This is a genomic window from Methanothermobacter sp. KEPCO-1, from assembly GCF_008033705.1.
GTDB classification, from domain to species: domain Archaea; phylum Methanobacteriota; class Methanobacteria; order Methanobacteriales; family Methanothermobacteraceae; genus Methanothermobacter; species Methanothermobacter marburgensis.
Window position 1 is genome coordinate 1,202,027 of the sequence record NZ_CP042937.1, and the last position, 26,257, is coordinate 1,228,283.

The 26,257-nt window shown below is 48.7% G+C and carries 30 protein-coding genes; 15 read left to right on the top strand and 15 right to left on the bottom strand.

All coding sequences use genetic code 11. The annotated features are described in order from the left end of the window. Window positions 1-4 precede the first annotated feature (4 nt). Together FVF72_RS06415 and FVF72_RS06420 are read right to left on the bottom strand one after the other, a co-directional pair. A complete protein-coding gene (locus FVF72_RS06415; protein ID WP_147671563.1) occupies window positions 5-1,285 on the bottom strand; it encodes a 4Fe-4S dicluster domain-containing protein in 1,281 nt (426 codons plus the stop codon). Beyond that, entirely contained in the window at window positions 1,170-2,357 is a 1,188-nt protein-coding gene (locus tag FVF72_RS06420; protein ID WP_187239621.1) for a hypothetical protein, read from the bottom strand. Before FVF72_RS06420 ends, FVF72_RS06415 begins: the two co-directional genes overlap by 116 nt. Window positions 2,358-2,438: 81 nt before the next feature. Here FVF72_RS06420 and cdhB point away from each other — a divergent pair, with 81 nt between their 5' ends. Continuing rightward, window positions 2,439-2,948: a CO dehydrogenase/acetyl-CoA synthase complex subunit epsilon gene (gene cdhB, locus FVF72_RS06425; RefSeq protein WP_147671567.1), complete on the top strand. Its 510-nt coding sequence runs from the start codon at window positions 2,439-2,441 to the stop codon at window positions 2,946-2,948. Between the two features lie 68 nt (window positions 2,949-3,016). On the opposite strand, the gene sucC is transcribed toward cdhB, so the two are convergent. The 11 genes from sucC to FVF72_RS06480 all read right to left on the bottom strand — a co-directional run bounded on the left by sucC (window position 3,017) and on the right by FVF72_RS06480 (window position 11,923). Continuing rightward, on the bottom strand, window positions 3,017-4,117 hold the full coding sequence (gene sucC, locus FVF72_RS06430) for an ADP-forming succinate--CoA ligase subunit beta (RefSeq protein WP_013296217.1): 1,101 nt from the start codon (window positions 4,115-4,117) through the stop codon (window positions 3,017-3,019). Then, window positions 4,114-4,674 carry a 2-oxoacid:ferredoxin oxidoreductase subunit gamma gene (locus FVF72_RS06435; protein ID WP_013296216.1) on the bottom strand — a complete coding sequence of 187 codons (561 nt, stop codon included), beginning with the start codon at window positions 4,672-4,674 and terminating at the stop codon, window positions 4,114-4,116. Before FVF72_RS06435 ends, sucC begins: the two co-directional genes overlap by 4 nt. Before the next feature lies 1 nt (window position 4,675). Then, window positions 4,676-5,533 carry a 2-oxoglutarate synthase subunit KorB gene (korB, locus tag FVF72_RS06440; protein WP_013296215.1) on the bottom strand — a complete coding sequence of 286 codons (858 nt, stop codon included), beginning with the start codon at window positions 5,531-5,533 and terminating at the stop codon, window positions 4,676-4,678. A gap of 65 nt (window positions 5,534-5,598) precedes the next feature. After that, the gene (locus tag FVF72_RS06445) at window positions 5,599-6,726 is read right to left on the bottom strand and encodes a 2-oxoacid:acceptor oxidoreductase subunit alpha (protein WP_013296214.1); all 1,128 of its coding nucleotides are present in this window, start codon (window positions 6,724-6,726) and stop codon (window positions 5,599-5,601) included. Continuing rightward, window positions 6,719-6,922, bottom strand: coding sequence for a ferredoxin family protein (locus FVF72_RS06450; RefSeq protein ID WP_147671569.1), 204 nt, complete (start codon window positions 6,920-6,922; stop codon window positions 6,719-6,721). Before FVF72_RS06450 ends, FVF72_RS06445 begins: the two co-directional genes overlap by 8 nt. A gap of 170 nt (window positions 6,923-7,092) precedes the next feature. Beyond that, a complete protein-coding gene (locus FVF72_RS06455) occupies window positions 7,093-7,458 on the bottom strand; it encodes a dihydroneopterin aldolase family protein (RefSeq protein ID WP_147671570.1) in 366 nt (121 codons plus the stop codon). A 20-nt stretch (window positions 7,459-7,478) separates the two neighbouring features. Then, window positions 7,479-8,201, bottom strand: coding sequence for a class E sortase (locus FVF72_RS06460; RefSeq protein ID WP_013296211.1), 723 nt, complete (start codon window positions 8,199-8,201; stop codon window positions 7,479-7,481). A gap of 33 nt (window positions 8,202-8,234) precedes the next feature. Continuing rightward, window positions 8,235-9,161 carry a hypothetical protein gene (locus tag FVF72_RS06465; protein ID WP_013296210.1) on the bottom strand — a complete coding sequence of 309 codons (927 nt, stop codon included), beginning with the start codon at window positions 9,159-9,161 and terminating at the stop codon, window positions 8,235-8,237. Between the two features lie 53 nt (window positions 9,162-9,214). Continuing rightward, a complete protein-coding gene (locus FVF72_RS06470; protein ID WP_013296209.1) occupies window positions 9,215-10,525 on the bottom strand; it encodes a DUF515 domain-containing protein in 1,311 nt (436 codons plus the stop codon). Beyond that, entirely contained in the window at window positions 10,518-11,201 is a 684-nt protein-coding gene (locus FVF72_RS06475; protein ID WP_147671574.1) for an archaetidylserine synthase, read from the bottom strand. Before FVF72_RS06475 ends, FVF72_RS06470 begins: the two co-directional genes overlap by 8 nt. 41 nt (window positions 11,202-11,242) lie before the next feature. Then, window positions 11,243-11,923, bottom strand: a complete 681-nt coding sequence (locus FVF72_RS06480) for an archaetidylserine decarboxylase (RefSeq protein WP_013296207.1) — start codon at window positions 11,921-11,923, stop codon at window positions 11,243-11,245. 262 nt (window positions 11,924-12,185) lie between these two features. On the opposite strand from FVF72_RS06480, the gene FVF72_RS06485 reads away from it, so the two are divergent. The 14 genes from FVF72_RS06485 to hemA all read left to right on the top strand — a co-directional run bounded on the left by FVF72_RS06485 (window position 12,186) and on the right by hemA (window position 23,865). Then, a complete protein-coding gene (locus FVF72_RS06485; RefSeq protein WP_255503667.1) occupies window positions 12,186-12,824 on the top strand; it encodes a hypothetical protein in 639 nt (212 codons plus the stop codon). Window position 12,825: 1 nt separating this feature from the next. Continuing rightward, window positions 12,826-13,899 (top strand): rod shape-determining protein, encoded by a 1,074-nt coding sequence (locus FVF72_RS06490; RefSeq protein WP_147671576.1) that lies wholly within the window; start codon window positions 12,826-12,828, stop codon window positions 13,897-13,899. Window positions 13,900-13,916: 17 nt separating this feature from the next. Then, window positions 13,917-14,540 (top strand): ribonuclease HII, encoded by a 624-nt coding sequence (gene rnhB, locus FVF72_RS06495; protein WP_147671577.1) that lies wholly within the window; start codon window positions 13,917-13,919, stop codon window positions 14,538-14,540. A gap of 127 nt (window positions 14,541-14,667) precedes the next feature. Continuing rightward, complete coding sequence (locus FVF72_RS06500; protein WP_147671579.1) at window positions 14,668-15,507, top strand: MotA/TolQ/ExbB proton channel family protein; 840 nt, start codon at window positions 14,668-14,670, stop codon at window positions 15,505-15,507. 4 nt (window positions 15,508-15,511) lie between these two features. Then, window positions 15,512-15,898, top strand: a complete 387-nt coding sequence (locus tag FVF72_RS06505; RefSeq protein WP_147671581.1) for a biopolymer transporter ExbD — start codon at window positions 15,512-15,514, stop codon at window positions 15,896-15,898. 16 nt (window positions 15,899-15,914) lie between these two features. Next, window positions 15,915-16,523, top strand: coding sequence for an IMP cyclohydrolase (purO, locus tag FVF72_RS06510; protein WP_147671583.1), 609 nt, complete (start codon window positions 15,915-15,917; stop codon window positions 16,521-16,523). Window positions 16,524-16,537: 14 nt separating this feature from the next. Beyond that, window positions 16,538-17,296 (top strand): coenzyme F420-0:L-glutamate ligase, encoded by a 759-nt coding sequence (locus tag FVF72_RS06515; RefSeq protein WP_147671585.1) that lies wholly within the window; start codon window positions 16,538-16,540, stop codon window positions 17,294-17,296. Window positions 17,297-17,304: 8 nt separating this feature from the next. Beyond that, window positions 17,305-18,210, top strand: coding sequence for a 2-phospho-L-lactate transferase (gene cofD / locus FVF72_RS06520; RefSeq protein WP_147671587.1), 906 nt, complete (start codon window positions 17,305-17,307; stop codon window positions 18,208-18,210). Continuing rightward, window positions 18,207-18,956: a GTP cyclohydrolase III gene (locus FVF72_RS06525; protein ID WP_013296198.1), complete on the top strand. Its 750-nt coding sequence runs from the start codon at window positions 18,207-18,209 to the stop codon at window positions 18,954-18,956. The genes cofD and FVF72_RS06525 overlap by 4 nt, the downstream gene beginning before the upstream one ends. A 44-nt stretch (window positions 18,957-19,000) precedes the next feature. Then, on the top strand, window positions 19,001-19,762 hold the full coding sequence (locus FVF72_RS06530; RefSeq protein ID WP_370511825.1) for an MJ0144 family RNA dihydrouridine synthase-like protein: 762 nt from the start codon (window positions 19,001-19,003) through the stop codon (window positions 19,760-19,762). Window positions 19,763-19,856: 94 nt separating this feature from the next. Continuing rightward, entirely contained in the window at window positions 19,857-21,449 is a 1,593-nt protein-coding gene (gene atwA / locus FVF72_RS06535; protein WP_147671589.1) for a methyl coenzyme M reductase system, component A2, read from the top strand. Window positions 21,450-21,582: 133 nt separating this feature from the next. After that, on the top strand, window positions 21,583-22,050 hold the full coding sequence (locus FVF72_RS06540) for a methanogenesis marker 9 domain-containing protein (RefSeq protein WP_147671591.1): 468 nt from the start codon (window positions 21,583-21,585) through the stop codon (window positions 22,048-22,050). A gap of 11 nt (window positions 22,051-22,061) precedes the next feature. Beyond that, on the top strand, window positions 22,062-22,679 hold the full coding sequence (locus FVF72_RS06545; RefSeq protein ID WP_147671592.1) for a bifunctional precorrin-2 dehydrogenase/sirohydrochlorin ferrochelatase: 618 nt from the start codon (window positions 22,062-22,064) through the stop codon (window positions 22,677-22,679). Beyond that, a complete protein-coding gene (hemA, locus tag FVF72_RS06550) occupies window positions 22,669-23,865 on the top strand; it encodes a glutamyl-tRNA reductase (RefSeq protein ID WP_147671594.1) in 1,197 nt (398 codons plus the stop codon). The genes FVF72_RS06545 and hemA overlap by 11 nt, the downstream gene beginning before the upstream one ends. Window positions 23,866-24,030: 165 nt before the next feature. Here the strand turns inward: hemA and FVF72_RS06555 are convergent, their stop codons facing one another. Next, window positions 24,031-25,146, bottom strand: a complete 1,116-nt coding sequence (locus FVF72_RS06555) for an AAA family ATPase (RefSeq protein WP_147671596.1) — start codon at window positions 25,144-25,146, stop codon at window positions 24,031-24,033. A 261-nt stretch (window positions 25,147-25,407) separates the two neighbouring features. Next, window positions 25,408-26,235: a deoxyribonuclease IV gene (locus FVF72_RS06560; protein ID WP_013296191.1), complete on the bottom strand. Its 828-nt coding sequence runs from the start codon at window positions 26,233-26,235 to the stop codon at window positions 25,408-25,410. Window positions 26,236-26,257 lie beyond the last annotated feature (22 nt).

The window sequence follows — 26,257 nt, forward strand, 5'->3', positions numbered from 1 at the left end:
GGATTCACCTGATGATTGTGGGCTCCTTTACCGGCTCACGTGGTTTCCAGTTCTTTTTCCTCAGTATCTCCAGTATATCATCTTTATGCTTGTAGGGGATCTCCCTCTCATTCCTTACGAAGAGGTCAATATCTGCGGGTAGATCGCCGTAATATTTCAGGTGGAGGTCAACGTAGTTGCTTAGCTTCACCATTCGCCCTCGGGGTGTGTCGTTGGGTCTTATGCACATCTTTGAAGCCATTACAAGGCATTCGTTGATACTCTCCGCCGCGTAGGTGAGGTGGGGTGGGGCCGGTTCAGATGGGACCATGCTGTCATCAGATTTATCCCTTATCACCCTTGGGCTGGATTCACCCAGGTAAAGCCTGCGATACTTTGATGCGTGGGGTCCCAGGACGACGGGTATTCCCCACCTGTTTGCACCTGTGACTATTGCAAATGCCTTCTGTGACATGGCACCCCATCCTATCACACAGACACCTATCCTGTTGAGTATGTAATCTGCTATTTCAACGGTGTTTCCCTTCATGGGCACCCTTGCGAATATATTGGCTATCTTTATGGCGCTTCCAATTGCATGGGAGTTCCCGACACATGGGCCGAGGTTGAGAAGTCCTCCCCTATCGAAGTCTCCAGGGTATTTTTCATAGAGTGTTTTGCCCTCATCATCATGTGTGAGGGCTATATCCATGGCCGCACATCCTGCTGCAAGTACTATATAGCCCCTCTTAAGAAACTCCTCAGCGATTATCTGCACATCCCTTTCACCTGAGGGGTAGTTGGAGCATCCTGCAAGTGATATGACGCCGGGTATATCACCGAAAACTATAGGGGCACCAACCCTCCTTATTTCTATATCTTGTACCGGCCCCCTGCCGGCCCTTATGAGGAATCTTTCAGGGGTTTCTCCACGTGATTCTCTTATGATATCCAGGATTGGCACTCCCACAGGGCATACCTCCATGCACCGGCCGCAGCCACTGCAGCTTTCATAGAGGGTCCCTATGGCGCGGAGGCCACCATTCTTTGCATCATCTATTGCCTCCATGATGGGCAGCATTGCCGGACAGACACGGTTGCATTCCCCACAGAGTTCACAGTATCCCAGCACTGAATTCAGGTCAATATCTTTCTGTTTTTCGGGTTTCCTGGATGGCGTGCAGTTTGAATCACAGGGCGAGCACCTCACACAGTTCACCCTGAAACGGCCTGATGTTTCGGGGTCCCTGCCACGGGTAAGCTGAAGTGCAAGGTTCACAGCGACCATGGCAACCTTTTTTTCCATCCTTTATAAGAACCCCTGGTATTTTTTCCTGCAGTATCCGGTTTATTATCCTGTAGGGGTTCTCTTCACTCATATCCTCAAGGCCCATACTGCACTTGTCACCTGTTGCGATCACAACCATCCCCATTTCACCGCACACCTCATATACATCTGAGCGTATGCACTGTTCATCCAGTACAACCACATCTGGAATGCCTGATCTGAGGAAGGTGAGCTGCCTTGATATGGGCCCAACTATTTTCGATGATTTTGAGTACCTTCCCATCTCCATGGCTGTGCAGCAGAGGCCACAGATCTCTATTTCCTCCTCAGCACCGATATCCTCTGCGTAGTCTATTATCTCAGCTGAGGGCGCTATGTTGTGTCCTATGCAGAGTATGACAGGTTTTGTGCTGTCTATAACGTCCATTCCAATTTCCAGCATGTGTGTATCTGCTTTACCTGTGGGGAGTCCATACTGGTTTATCTGTGCTATATCGGCCAGTTCAAGCGCCATGGTATCTAACATACCAGCATGGAGGGCCTTTGACTCGAAATCGGTTACTTCAGCCTCCTGGCCGGTATGAACTGAGGCAATGAGATTTGTGAGCTCCCGTTCTATGTATGTCATTATCCTGTCGAGGTCCTCTGGTGTTTCAGGCTCTATACCGGTTACTGTGGTGGATATTGGTGTCTTTATGTCTATTGAACTATCATAATGGAGTTCTGATGTGGGCTTTTTCTCGATAAGGGTGTCAACGAGGTGCCTTGCATGGGCTGCATGGGCCGATGCACCTATAACTGCAGTTGATAGGGCCTCCCTTGCCTGCTGTTTCTCGAGGTTTATACCGCAGGCACCCTTCTTACCTAGAAGGTCGCATTTGCCGTAGGTGCACATGCAGCATAGGTCACAGAGGGGTGCATAGAATGGCTTGAAATAGGATAGGAGATTGAGGTCCCATTTTCTAAGCTCATCGTAGTCCACAGATACCCTCTTGCCATAGTATGACTTTCTTTTGAGGTACTCGTCAATTTCACCGAATTCAAGGTGAAATCCCTTAACATTTATTATATCCTTTGATGCTCTGGGCATGCTGTCACCATATGCCATCAACTATAAATATCATTATTAATCATTATAATTGTAAAGGAAGTATTTAAATGTTGTGAAAGCATGACCGCATGGAATCCAGCTCTAACATCAATAAGGAATGCGACCGTCATGCCCCCTGAAATGGTTGCATCGGCCATAAAAAAGTCTGAAAGACCACTCATGGTGGTGGGGTCACTGGTAAATGACCTTCCCCATGATATACTGGACAGGATAGTTAAAATAATAAAAAAAGGGAAAATGGATGTTGCCCTAACCGGAGGATCAGGTCTCAGGCTAAATGAACTGAGAAGGAAAAACATAATAGGGGTAATCGAACTTGTAAACAACCTCAAAAATCCTGACTGGGAGGGCTTCGATGGAAATGGCAACTATGACCTTGTATGCTTCATAGGTGTCCCATATTACATAGGTTCACAGGGCCTTTCAACCCTCAAGGCCTTTGCACCCCACCTTAAAACAGTGACCCTCTGCAGGTACATGCATCCAAATGCAGACATGTCATACCCCAGCATGAAGTACACTGAATGGCTCAGATGGCTCGATGAACTCATAGATGCCCTGGAGCAGTAGCTCATGGAAATTAAATTAGATGGTGTATCTGAATATTGCAGCCTGGTCATGAAAAATTAAATATTCTTTCAGAGGGCCTTTGATATTTCAACAGCCTTCTCAGCGGCCCTCTCAAGGGAAGTCTCAAAGGGAATCCCCGCATCCTTGAGTATCCTCTGACCCTCCTCCTCATTGGTTCCTGTGAGCCTTATTACAAGGGGCACATCCCTCTCGGCATCCTTCAGGGCATTCACAACACCCCTTGCAACATCATCTGCCCTTGTTATACCGCCAAGCACATTCAGGAACACCACCTTCACATCAGGGTGGGATATTACCAGGTTTATGGCCCTCCTTATGATGTCCTCTGAGGCACCACCACCTATATCAAGGAAGGTGGCGGGTTCACCCCCCTTCAGTTTTATGAGGTCCATGGCGGTGAGGGTAAGGCCAGCACCATTCCCTATCACTGCAATATCACCGTCAAGTTTAACAAAGGCGAATTCCTCCGGTTCATACTCATCCAGTTCCATGAATTCACGGTGACGGTAGATGGAGTCATCATCCACCTCAAGCTTTGCATCTGCTGCAATAACATCATCACCTGAAAGTACAAGAGGGTTTATCTCGGCAAGCCTCGCATCGTACTTCCTGAAGAGATGGTAGAGCTTCCATATCACAGCCCCCACCTTTGGTATGAGTTCACTTTCAAGACCCATCTTCCTTGCGATCTCCCTTGCCTCGTAGGGGAGGAACTCGTCAAGGGGGTTTACATGGTAACGCACTATCTTATCGGGGGATTCTGCTGCAAGCTCCTCAATATCAACCCCGCCCTCACTGCTTGCCATTATAAGGGGCATCCTGGCCGCCCTATCAATAACGACGCTCACATAGAATTCCCTGTCGATGGAAATCTTCCTTTCAACCAGGACAGATTTAACCTCCTCACCCTTAACCCGGGATGCGAGGAGATCAGAAGCAACATCAGCCGCAGTTTCTGGTTTTGCAAATCTTATACCCCCCGCCTTTCCCCGGCCACCGGTTAGGACCTGTGCCTTAATGGCCACCTCTGAGTCAATATTCTCAGCGACCTCCGATGCCTCCTGGGGGGTCCTGGCAACGGATCCCTCTGGGACGGGTATGCCCTCACTCCTGAAGAGTTCCTTGGCGCTGTACTCGTAAAACTTCATTTCTGTCCCTCCATGATGAGTTCACGACCTGCCTGGAATGCCATGATGTTCTTCTCCTCAGTACCTGGAGGCACACTGTTCTTTATGGCCTCCTCAGCTGCCCTGACACTTACAACTCCGGTGGCCTCTGTGAGGGCCCCTATCATCACCATATTGGCCACGATGGTTATACCGACCTTTTCCTCGGCTGTCCTAGTGGCAGGTGCACGGAAGTAACTGATGTTCCTCTCCTCCACGAAGTCCTGGATTTCATTCTCGATGACCATGTCAGGGTCGACGATGAGGGTTCCGCCGGCTTTGAGATCATCCATGTAGGTCAGAAGTGCCTGGTGTGACATTGCAACGAGTATGTCAGGGCTCTGGACCTTGGGGTAGTCTATCTCCTCGTCACTTATAACAACCTCAGCCCTTGAGGCGCCACCCCTTGCCTCGGGTCCATAGGACTGGGTCTGTACAGCGTAAAGGCCATCATATAAACTTGCAGCTTTACCCAGAACTATTCCTGCAAGTATGACCCCCTGACCACCGAATCCAGCAATTCTGATTTCCTTCCTCACTTCAATCATCTCTGTAGGCTGATTTGATTATATCAATTTTTCCTGATTTCTCTTCAATCATTCCATAGATCCTGTCGCATAGTTCAGGGCGTGGGGCATCAGCAAATTCACCGATGATGAGTTTTCCCTCGACCTCTTCGGGATCCATTTTGAGGGCTTTCCGCCGGTTTATGCTGTTTTCCTTCATGAATTTCATCATCTCAACCGGGGAACGCATCCTGTTCTTTCTTCCGAAGTAGGTTGGGCACTGTGAAACAGCCTCTATGAATGAGAAACCCCTGTTCTTGAGTCCCTTCTTTATGGAGTTTGCAAGCTGCAGCGGGTGGGCAGCTGTCCACCTTGCAACGTAACTTGCACCTGCGGCCCTGACGAGTTCAGAGAGATCAAATGGGTCCTCAAGTGCACCGTATGGGGCTGTGGTACCGAAACTCCCCTCCGGGGATGTGGGGCTTATCTGCCCCCCGGTCATTCCGTATATGCTGTTGTTTATGCAGATCACTGTGAGGTCAATATTCTTTCTTGCCCCATGTATGAGATGGTTTCCGCCGATGGCTGCGGCGTCACCATCCCCTGTGAACACCACAACATTCAGGGAGGGGTTGGCAAGTTTGAGTCCGGTTGCGAAGGCTATGGGCCGACCATGGGTTGTGTGGAGCGAGTCGCATTTAACATAACCAGGGATCCTTGATGAGCAGCCTATACCTGAAACCATTGCAATGCTGTCAAAGTCAACTCCAGCCATTTCCATGCCCTTAAAGAAAGTGTTGAGCACTATCCCGTTACCGCAGCCTGCACAGAATATGTGGGGGAGCCTGTCCCTTCTGAGGTACTTGAGGTATGGGTTTTCCTTTACATTCATCTGGACACTCCTTCATTTCATCATTATAGTGGTGGGCTTGTTTCTTACATTCATCTGCGCACCCTTCATTTCATCCCCATAATCTTGTTTAGGATCTCATCGGGGCGGTGGATCTCACCACCAATCTTTGGAAGCAGTTCCACCTCGGCCATGCCTGAGGCAACTCTCTGAACCTCATAGAACATCTGCCCCAGGTTCATTTCAACAACCAGAAGCTTCCTTGATGATTCAGCGGCTTCCCGAATTTCAGTCTCAGGGAACGGCCATGGCGTGTTTATCTTGATGTAACCTGCCCTCACACCCTCGGACCTTGCCATCTTAACTGCGGTTGCAACTGAACGTGAGGGGGCACCATATGAGATGACTGTTATATCTGCATCATCTGTCCAGCCCTTCTGGACATCCACTATTTTATCTCTGTGATTCAGTATCTTGTCACAGAGTCTCTTCACGAGTTTCTCATGGCCCTCAGGGTTTGAAGCATCAGGGTAACCCCTCTCATCATGCGTGAGTCCCGTCACAGGTACTCTGTAACCATCCCCAAAGGCTGGCATCTCAGGGACGAAGTCTCCCTGGGGTTTGAATGGGATGAACTCACCGGGGGGACTTGTGGGCGACTTTCTCTTTCTGATCTCCACCTTGTCGGGTATGGTTATCTTCTCCCTCATATGGCCAACTATTTCGTCGCTGAGGACCACCACAGGCACCCTGTATTCCTCTGCAAGGTTGAATGCCCTCACAGTGAAATCGAAGCACTCCTGCACAGAGGATGGTGAGAGGGCTATTATTTCATAGTCCCCATGTGAACCCCACCGTGCCTGCATCATATCACTCTGGGATGCCATTGTTGGCTGTCCTGTTGAGGGTGAACCCCTCTGGACATCAACGATCACAAGGGGGGTTTCTGTCATGGCAGCGTATCCCACATGTTCCTGCATGAGGGAAAAGCCCGGCCCTGAGGTGGCGGTCATTCCCTTAACACCACCCCACACAGCACCTATAACTGCCCCGAGGGCACCTATCTCATCCTCCATCTGAACAAAGACTCCACCTTCCCCTGGAAGGAGAACAGCCATTTCTTCAGCTATCTCTGTTGATGGTGTGATGGGATAACCTGCAAAGAACCTGCAGCCGGCACTTATGGCACCACGGGCGCAGGCATCGTTTCCCTGAATAAAGTACTCCTCAGTCATCGTCATACACCACTATCGCCTGATCAGGACACATTAGCATGCATAGCTTGCATCCCGTACATTTATCCAGATTTTTAGGGATGGGTTCATGCACTCCCTTCCTGTTGAGTTCCTCTGACCTGACATAGACACCTTCAGGGCAGAACTCCCTGCATATGTCACATCCCTTACAGAGATCTGAATCTATCTTTATCATGGTAATCTTCCATCAATGTTCTTATCATAGCTTTGCTTTCAGAATTTAAATAATTAATCAAGATAGATTTTTTGGTCCATCAGTGCGGACCCTGAAGTTTCACTATCAATCCTTTATATACATGAGGGACACCTCATGCAGCTGGATGCAGATTCGCAGCCATTACAACATCAATCCTTCACATACATGAGGGGATACCTCAGTTCATCGAGGTACTCGAGGCAGATCGTTATCCTTGATGAACCATATTCAACGTCTAACCTCACCCTTAGCATCTCACCGGTGAGGGAGACATAACCAAATTCTCCAGTAGCCTCCCTTACCATGCCTCTGTCTATATGGACCTCTGCATCCCTGATTGCCGGCTGGAGCTTTATTGATTCGGCAATTGCACCCTCAAGGACTTCAACGGTTTCAAGGTTAACAGGGGTTCCAACGAACTGGTGGAAGAGGGCACCCATACTTATGCCGCCCTCAAATATGGCCCTTTCCCTGTCTGACAGATTTGAAAAGTACTCTTCTCCAGGTTCTCTCATTTTAAACACCTTAAGCTTCACTAAAGTCCAAATATGCTGTTGAATTCAATGAGTTTCTCTGATATGAACTCTGGGGGGATCGGGAAGATGTAACCCAGCAGCAGGAAGAGTGTGAGGCTGATTACCGCTGCAAGGAGAAGTCTCCTATCTTCATAAACAGGATAGAGTCTGGTGATCAGAAGACCAGCCCCAAGGAATCCGAGTATTATGAGTAGCGCATAGTACCTCTTGGGGTTCTCAACCTTGAGGTTTCTCTGGTAGGGCTTTATGCCTTCAAGTTTACACTCAACTATCAGTCTCTCCCTTGTTGATCCAAGGGGGTGGCATGTGATGAGAAATAGCCTCGCCCCCTGATTCACGGATATCTGGTAGGATGCTGGCACGATGAATGATCGATTAACCCTGTAAGTCGCAAGGCCAACCCCTGGCCAGTTAAGGTTGACCTCATCCCCCGGCTTCAACTTATCAAGGTTCAGGAAGGGTGAGCCGTAGAGTGTCCTGTGTCCGAAGAGTATGACGGTTCTGTTACCAGGGAGGTAGGACATGGGTTCATGGTAGACTCCATAGAAAACGGATCGGTTGTTGATGGTCTCCTCAAGGTTAATGGATGGTATCTCAATGACCGGAGCCCTGATGTCAGGGTTCTGAACAATTACCTGTGAGGAATAGAAACTCACCTCAAGAAGGGCGTAGAGCGACACTATGAACATGCCTGCAATTATCAGAAAAGTTGCCAGCCTCATGAATGTCCCCATAAAAAAGTTAAGGTGGGATGATTAACGTATGATCTTTGTGTAGGCAACTGCGGCTGCAGTCACAAGCACACCTATCACCAGTGGACCGTAGGGGGCACCTGTCTTAGCACCTGGAACAGATGATGAACCGGTTGTCCCCTGAAGAGTGCCTGGCGGGTAATAGCCTCCACCACTGGTTGAACCGTTACCTCCGCTTACCTTAGCGGGCCATTCGTAGGTGTATACGAACCTCTGTGAGGTCTCCGGGTCCATTGTGACATCCCATGCAGCAACCTGTGTGCTCACAAAGAGGTCATCATCCACAAATGCCTTGGGTGAACTGTACACTAGTTTTGAGTTTGCAGGGGCAATGGGGGCCCTCACGATACCTGAAACCTTCTCTTCATCGATGTTGATCAGAGTGAACCCAAAGGTCCCCTTCCAGTATCTGAGATCCAGTGATGGGTTTAGGACCTCTATCTCATTGGGCATGAACCATGAGGACATGAGGCCAGGCTCATTTATAAGTGGCCAGTAATTGCTGTTATCTGACTCAACATTAACGATGTAACTGGGTATCTCACCCATATCCCCCGTGGCCCTGAGGCCAAATGACACTGTTTTTGTCTCCCCAGGTTTCACCTTCCAGCCGTAGTCACCCCCCAGTTCAGGCGTCCTTGACTTGACCATTTTAACCGCCGCTGGATTCGTCCACTGGATGAGCCATTTAATTGTACTGTTCTCTGAAAGGCTTCCCTGGTATACCTGCCCTATCTTGAAGTACTGGACGTTGTTGTCATTGTTCTTTATCTTTACGGTTATAACAGCGGTCAGGTCCTTCAACCTGAAACTGGTTGCAGATGGTTTTTCAGAAACCCATGTCTCCTTGGCAGCTGACCCTGTATCAGAGACTCCCAGAATGGAAAGCATGAACACAGCAGCTATAACAACATACACCCATTTTTTCATAAACATCCCCACCTAGAATATTAAATAAAAATTTAATAAATTTTTTGGCTTAGTCAGCCGTATATGCTCTGAAGCTCCCTGATCATCCAGTCAGGGGCGTTCTGTGTTGGCACAGTCAGAACGATGCTGTTCATGTTCTGTATCAGGAAGAGGACATCCTCCCTTGGGACCTCGAGTATTATGAGGTAGTTGGCATCAAGCTCTCCCAGATTTGATGACCTCTCATAGTTGGACAGCCTTATACCGTAGTTTTGGAGTATGGCATTGATCTCGGCTTCATTCAGACCACCTGAGGCAGCCGCCCGCAGGAGCTGCTCCACATCTGTTGATGATGTTCTTTCATTTTCGCTCTGTGAGGTTATTGTGTTTAGTGTTAACCGCTGAGTGTTTAGTATGCGCGCGTCCACTGTACCGCTGTCCTTGGATCTAAGAATTGCAAGTACAGTAGCCCCGCTTATTCTTGGTGTTGATGCTGCAGCTGATGTATTGTTCTCGGTGGCGTTCTGGTTGAGGTAGACGTCGACCATGTTACCCACACTTATAAGGCCGCCTGCCGCCTGCAGTCTCGTGATCATTATTGGCACAGCAACGGTATCAGGGGTCTGGATCTGTGTATTTGCAAGCACGGTTGCATCGGCCTGGCTCACAAATTTCTTTGCATCAGCAACCTTCATTATCACACGCTTCTGCTGGTCGTTATCTGTGTAATTAACCATGACCCTGCCAACACGGTCCTTTTTTATATTTATTTGCTGGTTCTGATAGGTACGCCATGACTGTGTTGCGGGACCCACAACATCAACCGCCAGGGCCTCCTCGGGTGTAACAGCGGCATCTATCTGTGCAAGTATGGCCTGCTTCTGGGGGTCGGTTGCAAGGGGGCCCTTGAAGAGTGCGTCCACCTCAGCGATCTTTGTGGCCTTGGCGTTCTGCAGCACCTCCTGGTATGGCTGGTAGACTAAGAAGTAGTAGCCTGCACCAGCAAGGACCATTAGAATAACACCAAAGACAAGGGCACCAACGAGGGTTTTCTGGTCCTCATCTGGAATTTTCCGACCTATACCTCCTGATGGGCCTCCAGGTCGTTTGGGTGGTGGTGTAAGTCTGGGCTTAGGCTGTTCACCACCCCTGAGAGGTTTTTCAGGGGCTTTTCTGGCCTTTGGCTCTTCAGGGGTTTTCAGCCGGGGCCTGGGTTTTGGCATGGGTCTGGGTTTTTTCTTGTCCGAGCCCTCACCGCCACCGAATTTACCCACAAGTCCCTTGAGTTTGTCTCCAATTTTTGAGTCACCTTTTCTGTTGTTTTTCCGGAGATCAGGAGGATTATTCTTATTCCCCTTTTCATTACCTTTAATCTTATCAAGCATTCAGATCACGTCTCATTGGTGTTATAGGCACTGCAATGTATGCCACAGTGGCCATAAAAAGCATGATTGCTGTGGGAACAGTGAGAATTTCAGTTATGCCTGTTACAATTGCTGCTGTTATGAGTATGAAAGCAATAGAGGCCATTTTACCCCCCACACGAGGGTATTCAATGCTACTGACCATGAGGATACCGACAGCGAGCAGCATTGCCCCCACAACCTTCTCACTGTAGAATCCTGTGAGATAAAATGATGATACAACAACCGCCGCCACGGGTATTGGAAGTCCCGTGAAGTTCTTCCCACCCCCTGTGAGAACATTGAATCTTGAGAGTCTCAGTATGCCACATATTACTATTAAGAGACCTACTAATATATTAATATATCGAAAATGGGCACTTGTTAGGTAGATAAAAATGGCTGGAGCAACACCAAATGAGATTACATCTGAAAGGGAGTCCATGTTTTTGCCAAATCCATGAATATCAACTCTACCGGTTCGGCGTGCGACCCACCCATCAAGTGAATCAAAAATGACAGCCGAAAGCATCAGAATAGATGCAGCACTAAAAGCCCCTTGAATGGACATTAAAATGGAAAAATAGCCTGAAGAGGCATTTAAAATCGATAAAACATCAGGTAATGATATGAAGGATGTTATCTTCTTGTCATTCATCAGCGCCACCTGCAGAGTTGTATATGGTTGTGTCTGACTAATTAATTTTTGCGGTCTGATTTAGGCTTTACGAACCTTGCTACCACGGTCTCCCCGGCAACAGACCTTGAACCGGTCTTCACAAGCACCTCACAGTTTTCTGGCAGTATAAGGTCTACCCTTGAGCCGAACCTTATCATACCTATACGGCTCCCCCGCTCAACATAGTCTCCCTCATTGACGTACTGAACGATCCTCCGTGCAATGAACCCTGCTATCTGCACCACCCCAACATTGCCATGCTCTGTTTCTATCACGATCAGGTTCCTTTCATTTTCGGTGAGGACACGTGAACGTGCAACCCTGAATTTACCGTCAGTATGCTCTGTGTATATCACCCTTCCCGAAACAGGGGCCCGGTTCACATGAACATCAAATGGTGACATGAAGGTGCTTATGAGAATAGCCTCACCACCATTGGGGAATATCCTGTCAATGAGGGGATAATCGGACCCTACCCTTTTTATACGGTCTATCTTGCCGGATAAACGCCTACCATCTGCGGGGGCAACGATGATGTTATCTTCAGAGGGAATATTTCTTTCAGGGTCCCTGAAGAACTGCATCATGAATGCTATGAGGCTGAACATGAGTATACTGACCGCGTGGTAGCCCAGGAGAAATGGAATGGTGGCCACACTTATGAGGAAACTGGCTCTTTTTGCAACGCCCTTCACAAACACACAATTCACCTATTATGTTGTAGAGGCGCATGAAGACCCTTTTGCAGAGTAACACTCTGTTTTACACTCATCAGTAACTGTAATGAACCTCACAGGGCTGTGGTATTTCAGGAAATCAGCACCTCACTGGATGTTGAATAATTATTAGTGAAACATATATATAGTCATGTGCTGAAGATTAAATGTAATCTGTGATTGATATGCATGTGTTTTCCTCTGGAGCAGGGGAACTTTCTTTTAAGTTCCTTTTAGAGTAGATGTGATGGTGATGATAGAGAGTAAGATAAAGGTTCTCAGAAAGGCAGCACAGGTTTCAACAGCCCAGAGTTCAGACAGGCTGTGGTGTGTGATTGCAGGTAATGAGGAGATGGTCAACTCTGTGGCATATGAAGCAATCACATCCAGGGATCTTGTAAAGATACTCTTCAGGGAACACGTTACCATCAAGGATTCCTTTTTAAGAAAACGCTTTGATTTGATAATGCTTTATGGCGAAAGCAACAAAATAAGAGATCTTTCACTTATATGCAAGGAAAAGGGAGGGGCCTATATAAAGATAGCCCCATATTACGTTGAGAACGAGCCCAACCTTGTGCTTCTTGTCGCCCCTGAGAACTATATGAAAAGGTTTGCAGGGGAGGCTGAAAAGAATAAAATAGGTTTTTCCTTCATCCTTGAGGACAGAACGAGCGGTTTTATAGAGACAGATGTCTACCTTACAGAGAGGCTCCCGGGATTTATAAGGAACATAATCGACCCCCTCTTCAAGGTTACAGACGTTGTCCTAGTGACACTGCTTATCTCTGTTCATGAATCAGGGGATGTTGAGAGGATAAATGAGATAGCATCCCGCAACAACATATTTGCAGTTGACTTTAGAGACATATTTGAGGAGGAGTAGCATGTTTTCATTTGGGAAGAAGAAATCTGAAGAAAAACAGGAAAGGAAGAGTGCAATCACCAATACACTCGGAATAGACCTGGGTACCCTCAACACCGTGGTTGCCAAACCCGCAGGGGATAAATTTGATATCTACAAGATTCCCTCTGTGGTGGCCGTCAAGAAGGAGGACCCATCATATGTCCTTGCAGTGGGTGAAGAGGCAAAGATGATGCTCGGAAGAACTCCCGAGGACATAATTGCTGTGAGACCACTGAGGAAGGGTGTTATTGAGAGCGTTGCACAGGCAGAGGCACTCCTTGTATATGCAATGGAGATGGGGGCAGGAGATTCTGATTCCATTGACAGGATAGTTATAGGTATACCCGGGGATGCCTCAGAGGTTGAAAGAAACGCCGTTGAGGAGATAGGAAGGAAGGCAGGGGCAAATTATGTCCTGGTTATAAGTGAGGGCCTTGCAGCTGCCATAGGGGCCGGGCTGCCCATAGCAGAGGCGTCAGGGACCATGGTTGTTGACATAGGGGCCGGTTCCAGTGACATTGTCGTGATATCCCTTGGAGGCATAACCGACATTGAGACAATCCGGGTCGGCGGGGATGATATTGACACCAACCTTGTTGAACTGGTGAAGGAGAAGTACAATGTTGAGATAGGCATCCATGAGGCAGAGAAGGCAAAGATAGAGGTTGGGATGGTCAAGTGTAATGAGGACCTTGAAAACCTCAAAACAGTGGTTATAGGCAAATGCATGGAGACAAACAAACCTAAAAAGGTTGAAATTGACTCTGAAATGGTTGCAGAGGCTGCCGAGCCTGTTGTAAAGGGTATAGTGGATTCCATAGCAGCGGTACTTGAAAGGCTCTCACCTGAACTCATCTCAGGGGTCTACAACAAGACTGTTGTTGTGGGTGGAACCTCACAGCTCAGGGGCCTCAGGGAGAGGATACTGGACGAGGTTGGCATTCCTGCCGAGATATCAGATGACCCCATGACAGTGGTTGCCAAGGGAGCCGCAATAGTTGCTGCAGAACCAAGGGCACTTGAACCTGAGGTAAGGCTCAAGGCAATGAAATAATTATTTTTTCTGATCTGATGAAGGTTCTTGGAATTGATGAGGCGGGGAGGGGTCCTGTAATAGGTCCCCTTGTCGTGGCGGGTGTTATGGTCCCTGAGAGGAAGTTCTCGATACTCCGGAAAATGGGTATAAGGGACTCAAAGAAGCTCACACCCGAGAGGAGAAAATTTCTTGCCCGGAAGATAAGAAGGATCTCAAGGGTGTTCACGGTTAAGATATCGGCATCGGATATTGACACGATGCGTGAGAAGGGCTTCAACCTAAATGAGATAGAGAAGATAGCAATAAAGAGGATAATAGCCGAGGCACAGCCGGACTCTGTCATAATAGATTCAGTGGATGTTAAACCAGAGAGGCTGGCTGAGGAGATAAGGTCCCACTTCGGGGACATCGAGGTGAAGGCCGAGCACGGTGCAGATGCAAAGTATTACCCCGTTGCAGCGGCCTCAATAATCGCCAAGGTTGAAAGGGACCTTGAAATAGAGAGGATACAGAAGCTGAACAGAAAACTGGGGGACATGGGTTCCGGTTATCCCAGCGACCCCCGCACCAGGGCTTTTCTGGAATCACTCAGCTACGATGAACTCCCGGACTTCGTGAGAAAGTCATGGGCCACGGTCCAGAAGAGGAGAAAAAACTGATTTAATCAGAGAAAGTCATGGGCCACGGTCCAGAAGAGGAGAAAAAACTGATTTAATCATAATACAGCCAGACCACTATTTTTAAATATATCCTCTCCGGTAAATACCCATCAGGTGAGGCAGAAAAATGTTTCTCGAACCAGTCTTCAACTTCTTTGGGACAGTACTTGAAATGTTCCGCAGTGGCGGTGTAATAACATACATAATAGCAATCACAGGCATCTATGGTTTTATCACTTCCATTGAGAAAATACACTACCTAAGGAAGATTTCGCGTGTTAGCACACCCCAGATAATAGGCAAGGTCAATGAATCCATGGAGAAGGGCGGAGCACTTGAGGCACTCAGGGAGATAGGGCAGTACCAGAATCCAGTATCAAAGATAATATCAGAGGCCCTTAAGATAGGCTACAGGAACCGTTCAGAGGTTGAGGATGCGATGGAACGTGTTTTCATTGTTGAGATGAGCAACATGACAAAGGGTCTCGGGACTCTCAGGACAATAATAGAGGTCGCCCCAATGCTGGGTCTTATAGGGACCGTCATAGGGATATGGTACACATTCAGGGCCCTGGGTGTTAACGCTGATCCTGCTGCAATGGCTGAGGGGATCTATGTTGCACTTATAACCACGATACTTGGACTGGCAGTTGCCATAATCCTCATGCCCCTCTACTCCTACATAACAGGCAGGATAGACGATGAGATAGACAAGATTGAACTCATAAAGAAGATGACAAACTGGGGGTACGCCATCATGAGGATAAGGGTTGATGGAGACGTCGATGATGTGGTCGAGGCCCTCATGGAATCGGATGGTGTTGTCAGCGTGAGGACGGTTGATGACCCTGAGGCAAACCTTGTGGTGGCATTCAAGCCCAGCATGCTTGAGAAGAGCATAAACAACATAATACTCGAAAGGTGCGGTAAGAGCGCCGAGATCATTGAAAGTAAGCTGCGGCAGTGATAAAATGGTCCTGGATACAGAGAGGTACAGGAACAAGGTCCATGGAAGGCCAAAGTTTAACATGGTCCCCTTCATCGATATACTCTTCACAATACTGATTTTCCTTGTGGTAACAACCACCTTTTCAGGAGGGGCAGGTGAGGCATCAGGAAAGCCCCAGATAAGTGAAAACACCGGGCCATCAGAGTACTACCTCATACCTGTCGCAGGCCTGAGGCGGGTAACGGTTAATGGCATTGACATGTCCAGCCACATAAAGAACAGTGCGGTGGCGGTCCACACCAGGGTCATAGATGAGGGTGAAATAATAATAAGGCCCAGGGAGGGGGCAATAATCATAACAGCACCACCTGACCTTCCGGTCGACAGGGCGGTTAAAACACCATCATAATTTTGCAGGTGATATGATGTATCTTGGAAGAATACTGGCAGTTGGAAGAAACAGCAGCGGATCCTTCGTGGCTTACAGGGTCTCAAGCAGATCCTTCCCAAACAGGACTGCAAGGCTCCTTGACGAGAGGGTTGCGATTGTACCAGTTGAGGGCTGTGAGGGTGACGTATTCAAAAACCCCTACATAGCATACAACTGCATAAGGATAGTTGATGGGACTGCGGTTGTATCCAACGGTTCCCATACAGATACCATTGCAGATAAGATATCCCTCGGGATGAATCTGAAGGATGCCCTGGGCTTCTCGCTCCTTACAATGGACTATGAGAAGGATGAACTCAACACCCCAAGAATCGCGGCGGCAATCAATGACTCGGATGCGTTCATAGGAATAGTTACAGAGGATGGGATAAATGTCAGAAGGGTCCCTGAAGGCGTTTCAATGTACATATCAACCTATGAGCAGACAGAACCAGCAGAAACCACCTTTGAAGCTGGAAATGCAGAGGAGGCTGCAGAGTTCATACTGGGCGGCGGAGATTTTGCGGCATTCACACACCCTGTTACCTCGGCAGCGGCATTCAACAGAGGAGACGGTTGGAAGCTGGCGACAGGAGAAAAATGAATTCCGGTGCTTAAATGCAGATAACCCTAACTGGAGTGGAAGGTCTACCACTTGTCTCAGAGGGTGATGACATAGCAGCCCTTATAGTGGACGCCCTGAAATCCTCGAACATGGAACTCCTTGATGGTGACATAGTAGTAATCGCTGAAACACTGGTGGCAAAGGCAGAGGGCAACACCGTTGACCTCAGGAGGATTGAACCATCCAGAAAGGCACTTGAAATAGCATCAAGGACAGGTAAGGACCCCAGACTCGTTGAGGCAATCCTTGAGGAGTCCACTGAGATACTGAAGGTTGGCCATGACTTCATAGTATCCGAAACCCGGCACGGATTTGTATGCGCCAATGCAGGTATTGACGAGTCAAATGTTGAGGATGGACTGGCAACCCCACTCCCAGAGGACCCTGACAGAAGCGCCAGAAGGATACTTGAGGGTCTTCAGGAACTCACAGGGAGGGAAGTGGCTGTCATAATCTCTGATACACAGGGAAGGCCCTTCAGGGAGGGGGCTGTCGGTGTTGCAGTTGGAGTCGCTGGCATTTCACCGGTGTGGGACAGGAAGGGTGAACTGGACCTTTATGGCAGGAGCCTCCAGACAACCAGGGTGGCGGTTGCAGATGAGCTGGCAGCCGCAGCCTCCCTTGTGATGGGACAGGCAGATGAGGGCGTACCCGCCGTCATAGTAAGGGGTTACCCATGGGGGCACCTCCGCGCCACTGGCAGCGCAATGGAACTTTTAAGGCCCCGGAAACTTGACGTCTTCAGGGATTAGGTGGTTCAATGATAACAGTCCTCTCTGGGGGTACAGGCACACCAAAACTCCTGCAGGGCATTGTGAGGGTTGTGGACCCCTCTGAGGTTACGGTGATAGTTAATACGGTTGAGAACGACTATTTCTCGGGAGTCTACGTCGCACCTGACATCGACACAGTTATCTACACCCTTGCAGGGATAATAAACGAGGAGACCTGGTATGGGGTCCGGGACGACACATTCATAACCCATGAGAGGCTCCATGAACTTGGATGCCCGGAGCTCCTGAGGATAGGCGACCTTGACCGGGCATTCAAGATACAGAAAACCCTCCTTTTAAGGGAAATGCCACTCCACAGGGCGGTGGAACACCAGTGCAGGGCCCTGGGTGTGAAATCAAGGGTTATCCCCATGAGCAACCAGGAATCCGATATCAGGATAATTACAGATGAGGGTGAGATGGGGTTCCATGAGTTCCTTGTGGAGAGGAGGTCAGAGCCTGAGGTCCTGGATGTTCAGTTCAGCAGGGTTAAACCGGCACCTGGTGTTTTAGAGGCGATTGAGTCTGCCGAAAGGGTCATAGTGGGACCATCCAATCCTGTGACATCCATAGGACCCATCCTCAAAACAGAGGGTGTTAGGGATGCCCTCAGAGATGCAGAGGTATCTGCAGTATCACCATTTATAGGCAGGAGGCCATTCAGCGGGCCAGCAGGGAAATTCATGGAAGCTAAAGGCTATGAGGCCTCAAGTCTCGGCCTTGCAGAGATGTACAGTGATTTTCTTGACATGCTGGTGATTGATGAGGTCGACTCAAACCTCAAGACGGAAATAGAAAAACTAATAAAAGAGGTAACGATAACAAAGACCATCATGGAAAACATAGGGGATAAAATAATGTTGGCCAGAATACTTTTGGGTGAAATATTATGATACAGATGACCTTAATTCAGATAGACAATTATGGGCCATGGACAGTCACACCAGCCCCACGTAATGAGGCTGATCTTCAGATACTCCAGGCAGAACTTTACGCTGACCTTCAGCGCCAGTTTGCTGCCCGTCAGGGACTTGTTTTCTTCACAAGATTCGATAATATGCTCGCCATCACCAATGGTATAGGAGTGGAGGACCACAGAAGGATACAGAGGTCCATAGGTAACCGTTACCCCATAACCGTGAGTATGGGTGTAGGGGCCGCTGAGACACCCTATGATGCCCAGAGAAACGCTTCAAGGGCTCTTCAGAGCCATGGGGGAGCCCAGTCAGAGGACAGGAAGGAGGTCCTTGCCATAGATGGTCTTGTGGATGAGGGTTATGTGCAGATTGCACATATTGATATAAATGGCATCACAGAGACCATGACCGACATTGTGCCAGCCTATGACACATCATTCATTGTTAACCGAGTCCAGCACTTTCTGATGAAGAAACTCATAAAGGAGGGCGCCCTTCTATTCTTCATAGGTGGGGATAACTTCATGTCCCCCTGCAACGGCCTCGAACCGCAGGGTCTGCTTCGCATACTCAATGAAATAGATGACGAGATAAACGTTGCACTCAAGGCAGGTATCGGTAAGGCACCAACAGCTGAGAAGGCAGCCAACCTGGCAGACCTGGCCCTCGAGGAGATAAGGGGCGGCTTCACATATGACCTGGTCCATGTGATGAAGGAATAGGTGGATGAGGTCCCGCATTATCAAGATTTTCTAACCAAAAACCTATGGTTGCTGATATCATAATTGTCCTGGCCCCAATGGCAGGTATAACCGATGCAGAATTCTGCATGAAACTTATCCCCTATGGTTTCGATGCTGTTACACTGGGCGGCTACAATGCAGATGAGGAAACATCCAGGGCTGGAAGGCTAATAGCCCAGAGGGGCAGACCTGAATTTGATTTTGACTCTTCTGAACTTAAATCCATAGTAGAATCTGAGGCATCAAGGATAAAGGACAGTTTTGAGGTGCTGGTCTCTGTGAACCTCAGGGCCCTTGACCCTGAACCCATCATGGAGATATCATCCATCAGGGAAGTGGATATTGTTGAGATAAATGCACACTGCAGGCAGCCAGAGATAACCTCTCTGGGTGCCGGACAGGCGATGCTCCATGACCATGAATTCATGGAGGACTTCACATCTGAGGTCGTGAAGGGTGCCAATGCAGAGGTCTCTGTCAAGATACGGGGAAATGTGCCTGGAGTTGATACGGTTGCAATTGCGGGAATGCTTGATGACCTTGGGGTAGGCTACATTCACCTGGACGCCATGAAGCCCGGTAAGGACAGGGCCGACCTTGAACTTGTGGGTGAAGTTTCACAGAGCTTAAGGAATGCGGTCCTAATAGGTAACAATTCAGTGAGAGACCCTGAATCTGCCTTTGAAATGTTTGCTGCTGGTGCAGATGCAGTATCAATTGCAAGGGCCGCCATCTCTGGTAAAATAAACTTCAATCTCAGGGAAATCAGATTTAATCCAGACTAAAAATTTAGAAAATTTTAATAGTTCCTTTATCAAAAGAATAATACAGATTCATCTTTCACGGGTAACGTTAATTTTAGCAACTGAGGGTGAGCACATGTCTTTCATAAAGCTGGAAAATGTCACAAAGAAGTTTAAGGGTGTCGAGGTTCTAAAAAACATCAGCGTTGAAATCGATGAGGGCAAGGTCCTGGGGATACTGGGAAGAAGTGGGGCAGGAAAATCTGTTCTCATAAACATGCTGAGGGGTATGAAGGAATACAAGCCCGACAGCGGCCGTGTCATCTACAATGTGGCAATCTGCCCTGAATGCCTCAGAGTTGAACCCCCCTCCTTTGAGGGTAAGGTATGTGGATGCGGCTCAAAATTTTCAGTCCGGGAGGTGGACTTCTGGAACTGTGACAAGAAGACCTTCGCCGCCGTCAGGAGAAGAATAGCCATAATGCTCCAGAGGACATTTGCCCTCTATGAGGACGACACGGTAATCGATAACGTCATAAAGTCAATGCCAGATCTTGAATATGAAACAGCCCTCTACCATGCCCTTGACCTCCTTGAAATGGTTCAGATGAGCCACAGGATAACCCACATTGCAAGGGATCTCAGTGGTGGTGAAAAGCAGAGGGTTGTCCTTGCAAGGCAGCTGGCCAAGGAACCAATGGTTTTCCTGGCTGATGAGCCAACAGGTACCCTTGACCCCCAGACAGCTGAGCTCATACACGACGCACTCCTTGAGGGTGTCAAGGATAAGGGAATAACCATGATCATAACCTCCCACTGGCCCGAGGTCATGAGGGACCTCTCTGATTATGCCATATGGATCGAGAAGGGTGAGATAATCGAGGAGGGAGACCCTGATGACGTGGTTGCCAGGTTCATGGAACAGGTGCCCGCACCTGAGAAGGTGAAGGAGTTTGAAAGGGAAACCCCCATCATAAAGATGGTTGATGTTAAGAAGCACTACTACTCCATTGACAGGGGTGTTGTAAAGGCGGTTGACGGTGTTGACCTCACAGTCTATGAGGGGGAAATCTTTGGTGTCGTGGGACTCAGCGGGGCCGGTAAGACGACGCTCTCAAGGATAATAATAGGAATAACCGAGCCAAGCAGCGGGAAGGTCTGCGTGAGGCTGGGTGATGAATGGATAGATATGACCGAGAAGGGGCCCCTTGGCCGTGGCCGTGTAACGCCCTACCTTGGGATACTCCACCAGGAGTACAGCCTCTACCCCCACAGGGATGTGCTGGGTAACCTCACAGAGGCCATCAGCCTTGAACTTCCGGCAGAATTTGCCAGGATGAAGGCAATCTATGTCCTCAAGGCCGTGGGCTTTGATGAGGAGTACGCAGAGAACCTCCTTGGCAAGTACCCTGACGAGCTCTCAGGTGGTGAGAGACACAGGGTCGCCCTTGCCCAGGTCCTCATCAGGGAGCCAAGGATAATAATACTTGATGAGCCCACAGGTACCATGGACCCCATAACCAGGGTGCAGGTTACAGATTCAATACTTAAGGCCAGAGAGGAACTGAATCAGACCTTCCTGATAATTTCACATGACATGGACTTCGTCCTTGATGTCTGTGACAGGGCATCCCTCATGAGGGGAGGCAGAATCCTCAAGACGGGTGAGCCCGAGTCAATCGTCGGGGACCTCACACCCGATGAGAAGAGGGGGATGCTCAGGGAATAACCCCCTTTATTATCTGCAAACCACAATTTATTTATCAAAAAAGCTGTTAAAGGCATTACGTGGTGTTATTTCAGCCACCATGTAATGAATCATTATTAACAGAATAAACATAATTAATAAAGGAGGACTGTATTTGGTATGGAGCGACGCACCATCCCATGTCTGCAGGGGTGGTGATAAAAGGGCGCTTACATTCTGCTGCCCACCGGTGAAGCCCTGCCCCATAATGATAGCACTCGAAGAGGCGGGACTGACACCACAGGATTACATTGAAATCAAGGAGTCATTCGCAAGAAATACAAGGCTCGGAGAGGGCCAGGGGACATGCTTCGGTTCACTTGTCTGGTGCTGCAAGCCCTCAAAGCCCTGTCCACTGAGGGACATGGCCATGAAGAGGATCAACATGACAACCGAGGAGTACATGGAACTCAAAAAGAGGCTCTCAGAGGAACTTGTGGGCACATCTGAACCTGACACCGACAGCGTGAAGGCCCTGGCAGAAGCCTTTGAGGTATCCCTTGATGAGGCCAGGGAGGCCCTTGCCGAGGCAGACAATGACCTCAGAACAGCCATGAAGATACTCAGAATGAAATCCCTCTGACGGATGGTAAAATGTCCCTCACACCCCTCTACATTGACATGGAAGGTAAGAGGGTACTCGTGGTGGGTTCAGGTGAAGTTGGAAGAAGAAGGGCGATGAGGTTCATCGATGCCGGCGCAGAGGTTGCGGTTCTTGGACAGGAAGTTGAAGGCGCTGTTTCAATAGCCGAGGAAAAACTTGAGGAGTGGATTAAGAAGGCAGACCTCATAGTTGCCGCAAGTCCCGATAGAAGCCTCAATGAAAGGGTAACTGAACTTGCAGGGGGCAAACTCCTTAACCGGGCAGATGACCCATCAAGGGGTAACGTGGTTGTCCCATCGACATTCAAAATAGCGGATGTTTCAATCTCAGTATTTACAGGAAAAAAGAGTCCACTTATGGCAAAATACCTCCGCAGGAGGATCCAGGAGGTCATAAAACCAGAGGATATACTAATGATTGAGGTTCAGGATGTATCCCGCCGCATGCTAATGGAAGAGGTCCCGGATCACAGAAAGAGGCGCAGAATTCTCTATGAGATCTCAGAGGATAAAATGGTACAGGAAAAACTTGAAGCTGGTGATCTGGAGGGTGCCATAAGAAGGGCGCGGGACATAATCATGGATAGGGGGGCTTCAGGTGATTCTTAACATAAGGCTTGACCACAAGACCTCTGATGTGAAGACAATGGAGACAGCATCAGGCAGGATAGAGGAGATTGTGGGTGAACTTGAGGCCCTTGGAGCCGTGACCGAGAAGGTGCCCCTGATGACCTGCAACAGGGTCGAGTACTACCTTCATGTCACAGGGGTCCCACCTGAATTTGATTTTAATGGATTTACAGTTGAAAAAGATGAGGATGCCCTTCTGCACCTTCTGAGGCTGGCTTCAGGTCTTGAATCAATGATAATCGGGGAGGACCAGATACTTGGACAGATAAAGGCTGCAAGGCTACAGGCCCTGCGTGAGGGCACCTGTGGGCCCCTACTTGATATGGTGTTCACCAAGGCGGTGCATGTGGGACAGACCGTGAGGCGGAAGACGAAGATAAACAGGGGTTCCGTCTCAATAGGATCAGCGGCTGTTGATCTTGCAGAGTCAATACATGGGGACCTAAAATGCAAGAAGGTCCTTGTTATAGGGGCCGGTAAAATGGGGACACTGGTTGCACGCGCCCTCGCCGAAAAACACCTCAAGGCAATAATGGTTGCAAACAGAACATATGAAAGGGCCTACCAGCTTGCATGTGAACTCGGCGGTGATGCAATACACTTCGACAAGCTCAACAGGGCCCTCAGGGATGCAGATGTTGTTATAAGTGCCACAGGTTCACCCCACTACATACTCACCCGTGAGCGTGTCATGGAGGCGATACCACCTGAGAGGAGGTCCAGAATTGTAATGGTGGACATAGCCAACCCCAGGGATATAGAGGAATCCGTGAGGGAACTTGGAGTCAGGCTATTCACAATCGATGACCTCAGGGGCGTGGCCGAGGAGAACCGGAAGAGGAGGGAGGCTGAGGCAAGAGAGGCCGAGGAAATAGTGAGGTCTGAACTTGAACTCCTCCTGAGGGCCATGAAGCACAGGGAGGTGGAGCCACTTCTTGCTGAGATAAGGGGGCGCATGGAGTCCCTCAGGCAGAGGGAGGCAGGTAAGGCAATTAAGAAAATTGAAAACCGCGGGGACCCTGAGAGGGTTGTTGAGGGCCTCACAAGGTCAATAGTTGATAAGATATTCCATGATATCGCTCTGAAAATCAGGGATGCTGCAGAGAGGGATGATAAAGAGTTCTTGAGGATGTGTTCTGAGCTCTTTGATTGTGAGGAATCTTAGGTTTTTTGGATTTTCTGATCTCTTCATGTAGAGAATCTGGTTTTTGTACTCATGGAGTCCTTTAACCAGGAAAAGACTGTAGAGAATTGGGTTTTGTGCTCATGGAGTTCTTTAACCACTAAAAAAATTAAAGTTTAAACGGATTTTATAAATTAAAAAATTGATCTAGGCGAACATGTGCCTGGGTTCGCCCTTCAGTTCACGCTCCTTAAGAGCATATTCTATGTGTTCACGCTCCACCCTTGGACTTTCATCTGCCAGTGCCCTGTGGAGGGCTGTTTTAAGCACCCTTTCCTTTATGTCCCTTCCTGACATTCCCTTTGTCAGTTTAACAAGTTTGTCCACAGAGAAATCCACATCCAGGGGCATGGTCTCAATGTATTTCTCAAGCATCATCCGCCTCTCATCATCCCCAGGTAACCTGAACTCTATTTCCTCCTCAAAACGGCTTCTTATTGCATTATCAAGAAGTTCAGGGTTATTGGTGGCGCCTATGGTTACAACACCCCAGTTCTGATTTATACCATCCATCTCTGTCAGGAGTGCGTTAACCACCTCTGAGACGTCCCCACGGAGGGACTGGAATCTCCGGTCGAGGCCAATTGCGTCCATCTCATCTATGAATATAACTGATGGGGCAGTTTTTGATGCCAGTTCATAGAGTTCATGTATCTGCCTTGCACCGTCACCCACATGCTCACCTATGAGGCTTGTGGCCTTTATAAGGTAGAGGGGTACCCTGAGTTCATTTGCAAGGGACTTTGCAAGCATTGTCTTACCTGTACCCGGGCTTCCATGGAAGAGGACGTTCCTGGGCGCCCAGTCCCTGAATCTGTCCGGGTCCTCAAGGTACCTCATGATTATCCTGCACTTTATCTTGGCGTCCTCCTGACCGATAACATCGTCCATGGTGATATCACTTTTCACCTCATGGAACTCCTCCCTCTCGTTCTCCAGCAGTATAATGGAGGTGTTCCTGGTTATCTTTGAACCGTCAGGGTGGGCCCTTATTATTTTGAATGCATAGTCAGGGAGCAGTTTCTGGTCAAATAGATAGGAACCCTCAGTTGCACTGAAACCCTCCCACTGGTCCCTTGCATAGATCTCAAAGAGTTCCTTGTTAACGGCGTCTATCCTCGGGGACTCCATCAGGTTGCATACGAAGGGGTATCCAACCGGCTGGAGAACAACAAGTTTTGCCTCCCTTTCAGGATCAGAGGCCTTCACAGGGAACTTTTTATCTGTTAGCTGGGGGTCATAGACTATGTTATTGAATTTCACCACATCACCTGTTCTTCAGAAACAAGTTCTGATACTGTGATATAATCAAGAAATAAACTCATCATAGGTAAATTGTGCATCGGGGTGTATAAAGTTTTAGGTACACTCCGTGGGATCTGTATTTTCAGTACACTCCATCAGGTTAATTCAAGAAACATCGGAGCATCCGTGTAGATTTTGGTCAACTTCATGCTGCCCATATAAAAAACTGGAGTTGTGGATTTTGAGACATTCCGCACACCTTATTTCTCTGGACCAGCGTCACCTGCTGAGGTACCCCTCAAGGAGGTCCTTTATCCTCCTTGCATCCTCATCCTTTCGGGGTGTCTCGGAGATTATGGTGGCATCCCAGCCCCCATCAACCAGCACCTCAAGGAGGGGCTCAACAGGAGGGCCAAAGCCTTCGGATAGTGTGTGATGCTTTCTCTCTCCCGCATCTGTGTACTCTATCCCTGTGAAGTGGCAGTGGAGGTGCTCCACTCCTAATCTTCCCTCAATCTCCGCAAGTATCCTCCTGTAATCACTGGCGCCCCCTATGCACCCCCCACCCCTTGCATGTATGTGTGCAAAGTCCACGGTGGGCATGACGTTATCAAATTCCTCTGAGAATCTTATAATCTCCTCTAGACTCCCCACCTGTGACCTCTTACCGGTGGTCTCAGGTGCAAGTGTGAAGTCCCTGATACCGGCACTTTCAAGTCTTGAGATCAGTTCCCCAATAGACTTCCTGCAGAGCTCAAATGCCCTTCTCCTCCCAAGGTCACCGTAAAAGCCGGGGTGGAATACAATACGGTAGGCCCCCATCCACTCCCCTGCAACCGCACAGTCAAAGAGCCGGTGGATTGATTTCTCTATGGTCTCCTCCTTGGCTGATGAAAGGTTTATATAGTAGGGGCCGTGCATTGAGACAAGTATATCATTCTTCCTTGAATTTTCACCAATCTTAAGGGCGTTTTCCTTCTTTAACCTGAGGCCATAGGTTGCCTGGTACTCATAGGCGTCAAGTCCCATGGCCCTGATCTTTTTGAAAACACTGACTGTACTGCCACGGTAACCCACGGGGTTCCCTGCAGGACCAACCCTTATCAAAAAAACACCCGATTAAAGGGTT

Bases quoted from the DNA above. Each gene is read 5' to 3' on its own strand.
- FVF72_RS06525 (WP_013296198.1), top strand. From the start codon at position 18,207: ATGATACAGATGACCTTAATTCAGATAGACAATTATGGGCCATGGACA.
- FVF72_RS06465 (WP_013296210.1), bottom strand. From the start codon at position 9,161: ATGAAAAAATGGGTGTATGTTGTTATAGCTGCTGTGTTCATGCTTTCC.
- sucC (WP_013296217.1), bottom strand. From the start codon at position 4,117: ATGAAGTTTTACGAGTACAGCGCCAAGGAACTCTTCAGGAGTGAGGGC.
- FVF72_RS06485 (WP_255503667.1), top strand. From the start codon at position 12,186: ATGGTGATGATAGAGAGTAAGATAAAGGTTCTCAGAAAGGCAGCACAG.
- FVF72_RS06460 (WP_013296211.1), bottom strand. From the start codon at position 8,201: ATGAGGCTGGCAACTTTTCTGATAATTGCAGGCATGTTCATAGTGTCG.
- FVF72_RS06445 (WP_013296214.1), bottom strand. From the start codon at position 6,726: ATGACTGAGGAGTACTTTATTCAGGGAAACGATGCCTGCGCCCGTGGT.
- atwA (WP_147671589.1), top strand. From the start codon at position 19,857: ATGTCTTTCATAAAGCTGGAAAATGTCACAAAGAAGTTTAAGGGTGTC.
- FVF72_RS06420 (WP_187239621.1), bottom strand. From the start codon at position 2,357: ATGCCCAGAGCATCAAAGGATATAATAAATGTTAAGGGATTTCACCTT.
- FVF72_RS06455 (WP_147671570.1), bottom strand. From the start codon at position 7,458: ATGAGAGAACCTGGAGAAGAGTACTTTTCAAATCTGTCAGACAGGGAA.
- korB (WP_013296215.1), bottom strand. From the start codon at position 5,533: ATGAATGTAAAGGAAAACCCATACCTCAAGTACCTCAGAAGGGACAGG.
- FVF72_RS06490 (WP_147671576.1), top strand. From the start codon at position 12,826: ATGTTTTCATTTGGGAAGAAGAAATCTGAAGAAAAACAGGAAAGGAAG.
- FVF72_RS06415 (WP_147671563.1), bottom strand. From the start codon at position 1,285: ATGGAAAAAAAGGTTGCCATGGTCGCTGTGAACCTTGCACTTCAGCTT.
- FVF72_RS06515 (WP_147671585.1), top strand. From the start codon at position 16,538: ATGCAGATAACCCTAACTGGAGTGGAAGGTCTACCACTTGTCTCAGAG.
- FVF72_RS06545 (WP_147671592.1), top strand. From the start codon at position 22,062: ATGTCCCTCACACCCCTCTACATTGACATGGAAGGTAAGAGGGTACTC.
- cofD (WP_147671587.1), top strand. From the start codon at position 17,305: ATGATAACAGTCCTCTCTGGGGGTACAGGCACACCAAAACTCCTGCAG.
- FVF72_RS06500 (WP_147671579.1), top strand. From the start codon at position 14,668: ATGTTTCTCGAACCAGTCTTCAACTTCTTTGGGACAGTACTTGAAATG.
- purO (WP_147671583.1), top strand. From the start codon at position 15,915: ATGTATCTTGGAAGAATACTGGCAGTTGGAAGAAACAGCAGCGGATCC.
- FVF72_RS06530 (WP_370511825.1), top strand. From the start codon at position 19,001: ATGGTTGCTGATATCATAATTGTCCTGGCCCCAATGGCAGGTATAACC.
- FVF72_RS06470 (WP_013296209.1), bottom strand. From the start codon at position 10,525: ATGCTTGATAAGATTAAAGGTAATGAAAAGGGGAATAAGAATAATCCT.
- FVF72_RS06450 (WP_147671569.1), bottom strand. From the start codon at position 6,922: ATGATAAAGATAGATTCAGATCTCTGTAAGGGATGTGACATATGCAGG.
- FVF72_RS06475 (WP_147671574.1), bottom strand. From the start codon at position 11,201: ATGAATGACAAGAAGATAACATCCTTCATATCATTACCTGATGTTTTA.
- cdhB (WP_147671567.1), top strand. From the start codon at position 2,439: ATGACCGCATGGAATCCAGCTCTAACATCAATAAGGAATGCGACCGTC.
- rnhB (WP_147671577.1), top strand. From the start codon at position 13,917: ATGAAGGTTCTTGGAATTGATGAGGCGGGGAGGGGTCCTGTAATAGGT.
- FVF72_RS06505 (WP_147671581.1), top strand. From the start codon at position 15,512: ATGGTCCTGGATACAGAGAGGTACAGGAACAAGGTCCATGGAAGGCCA.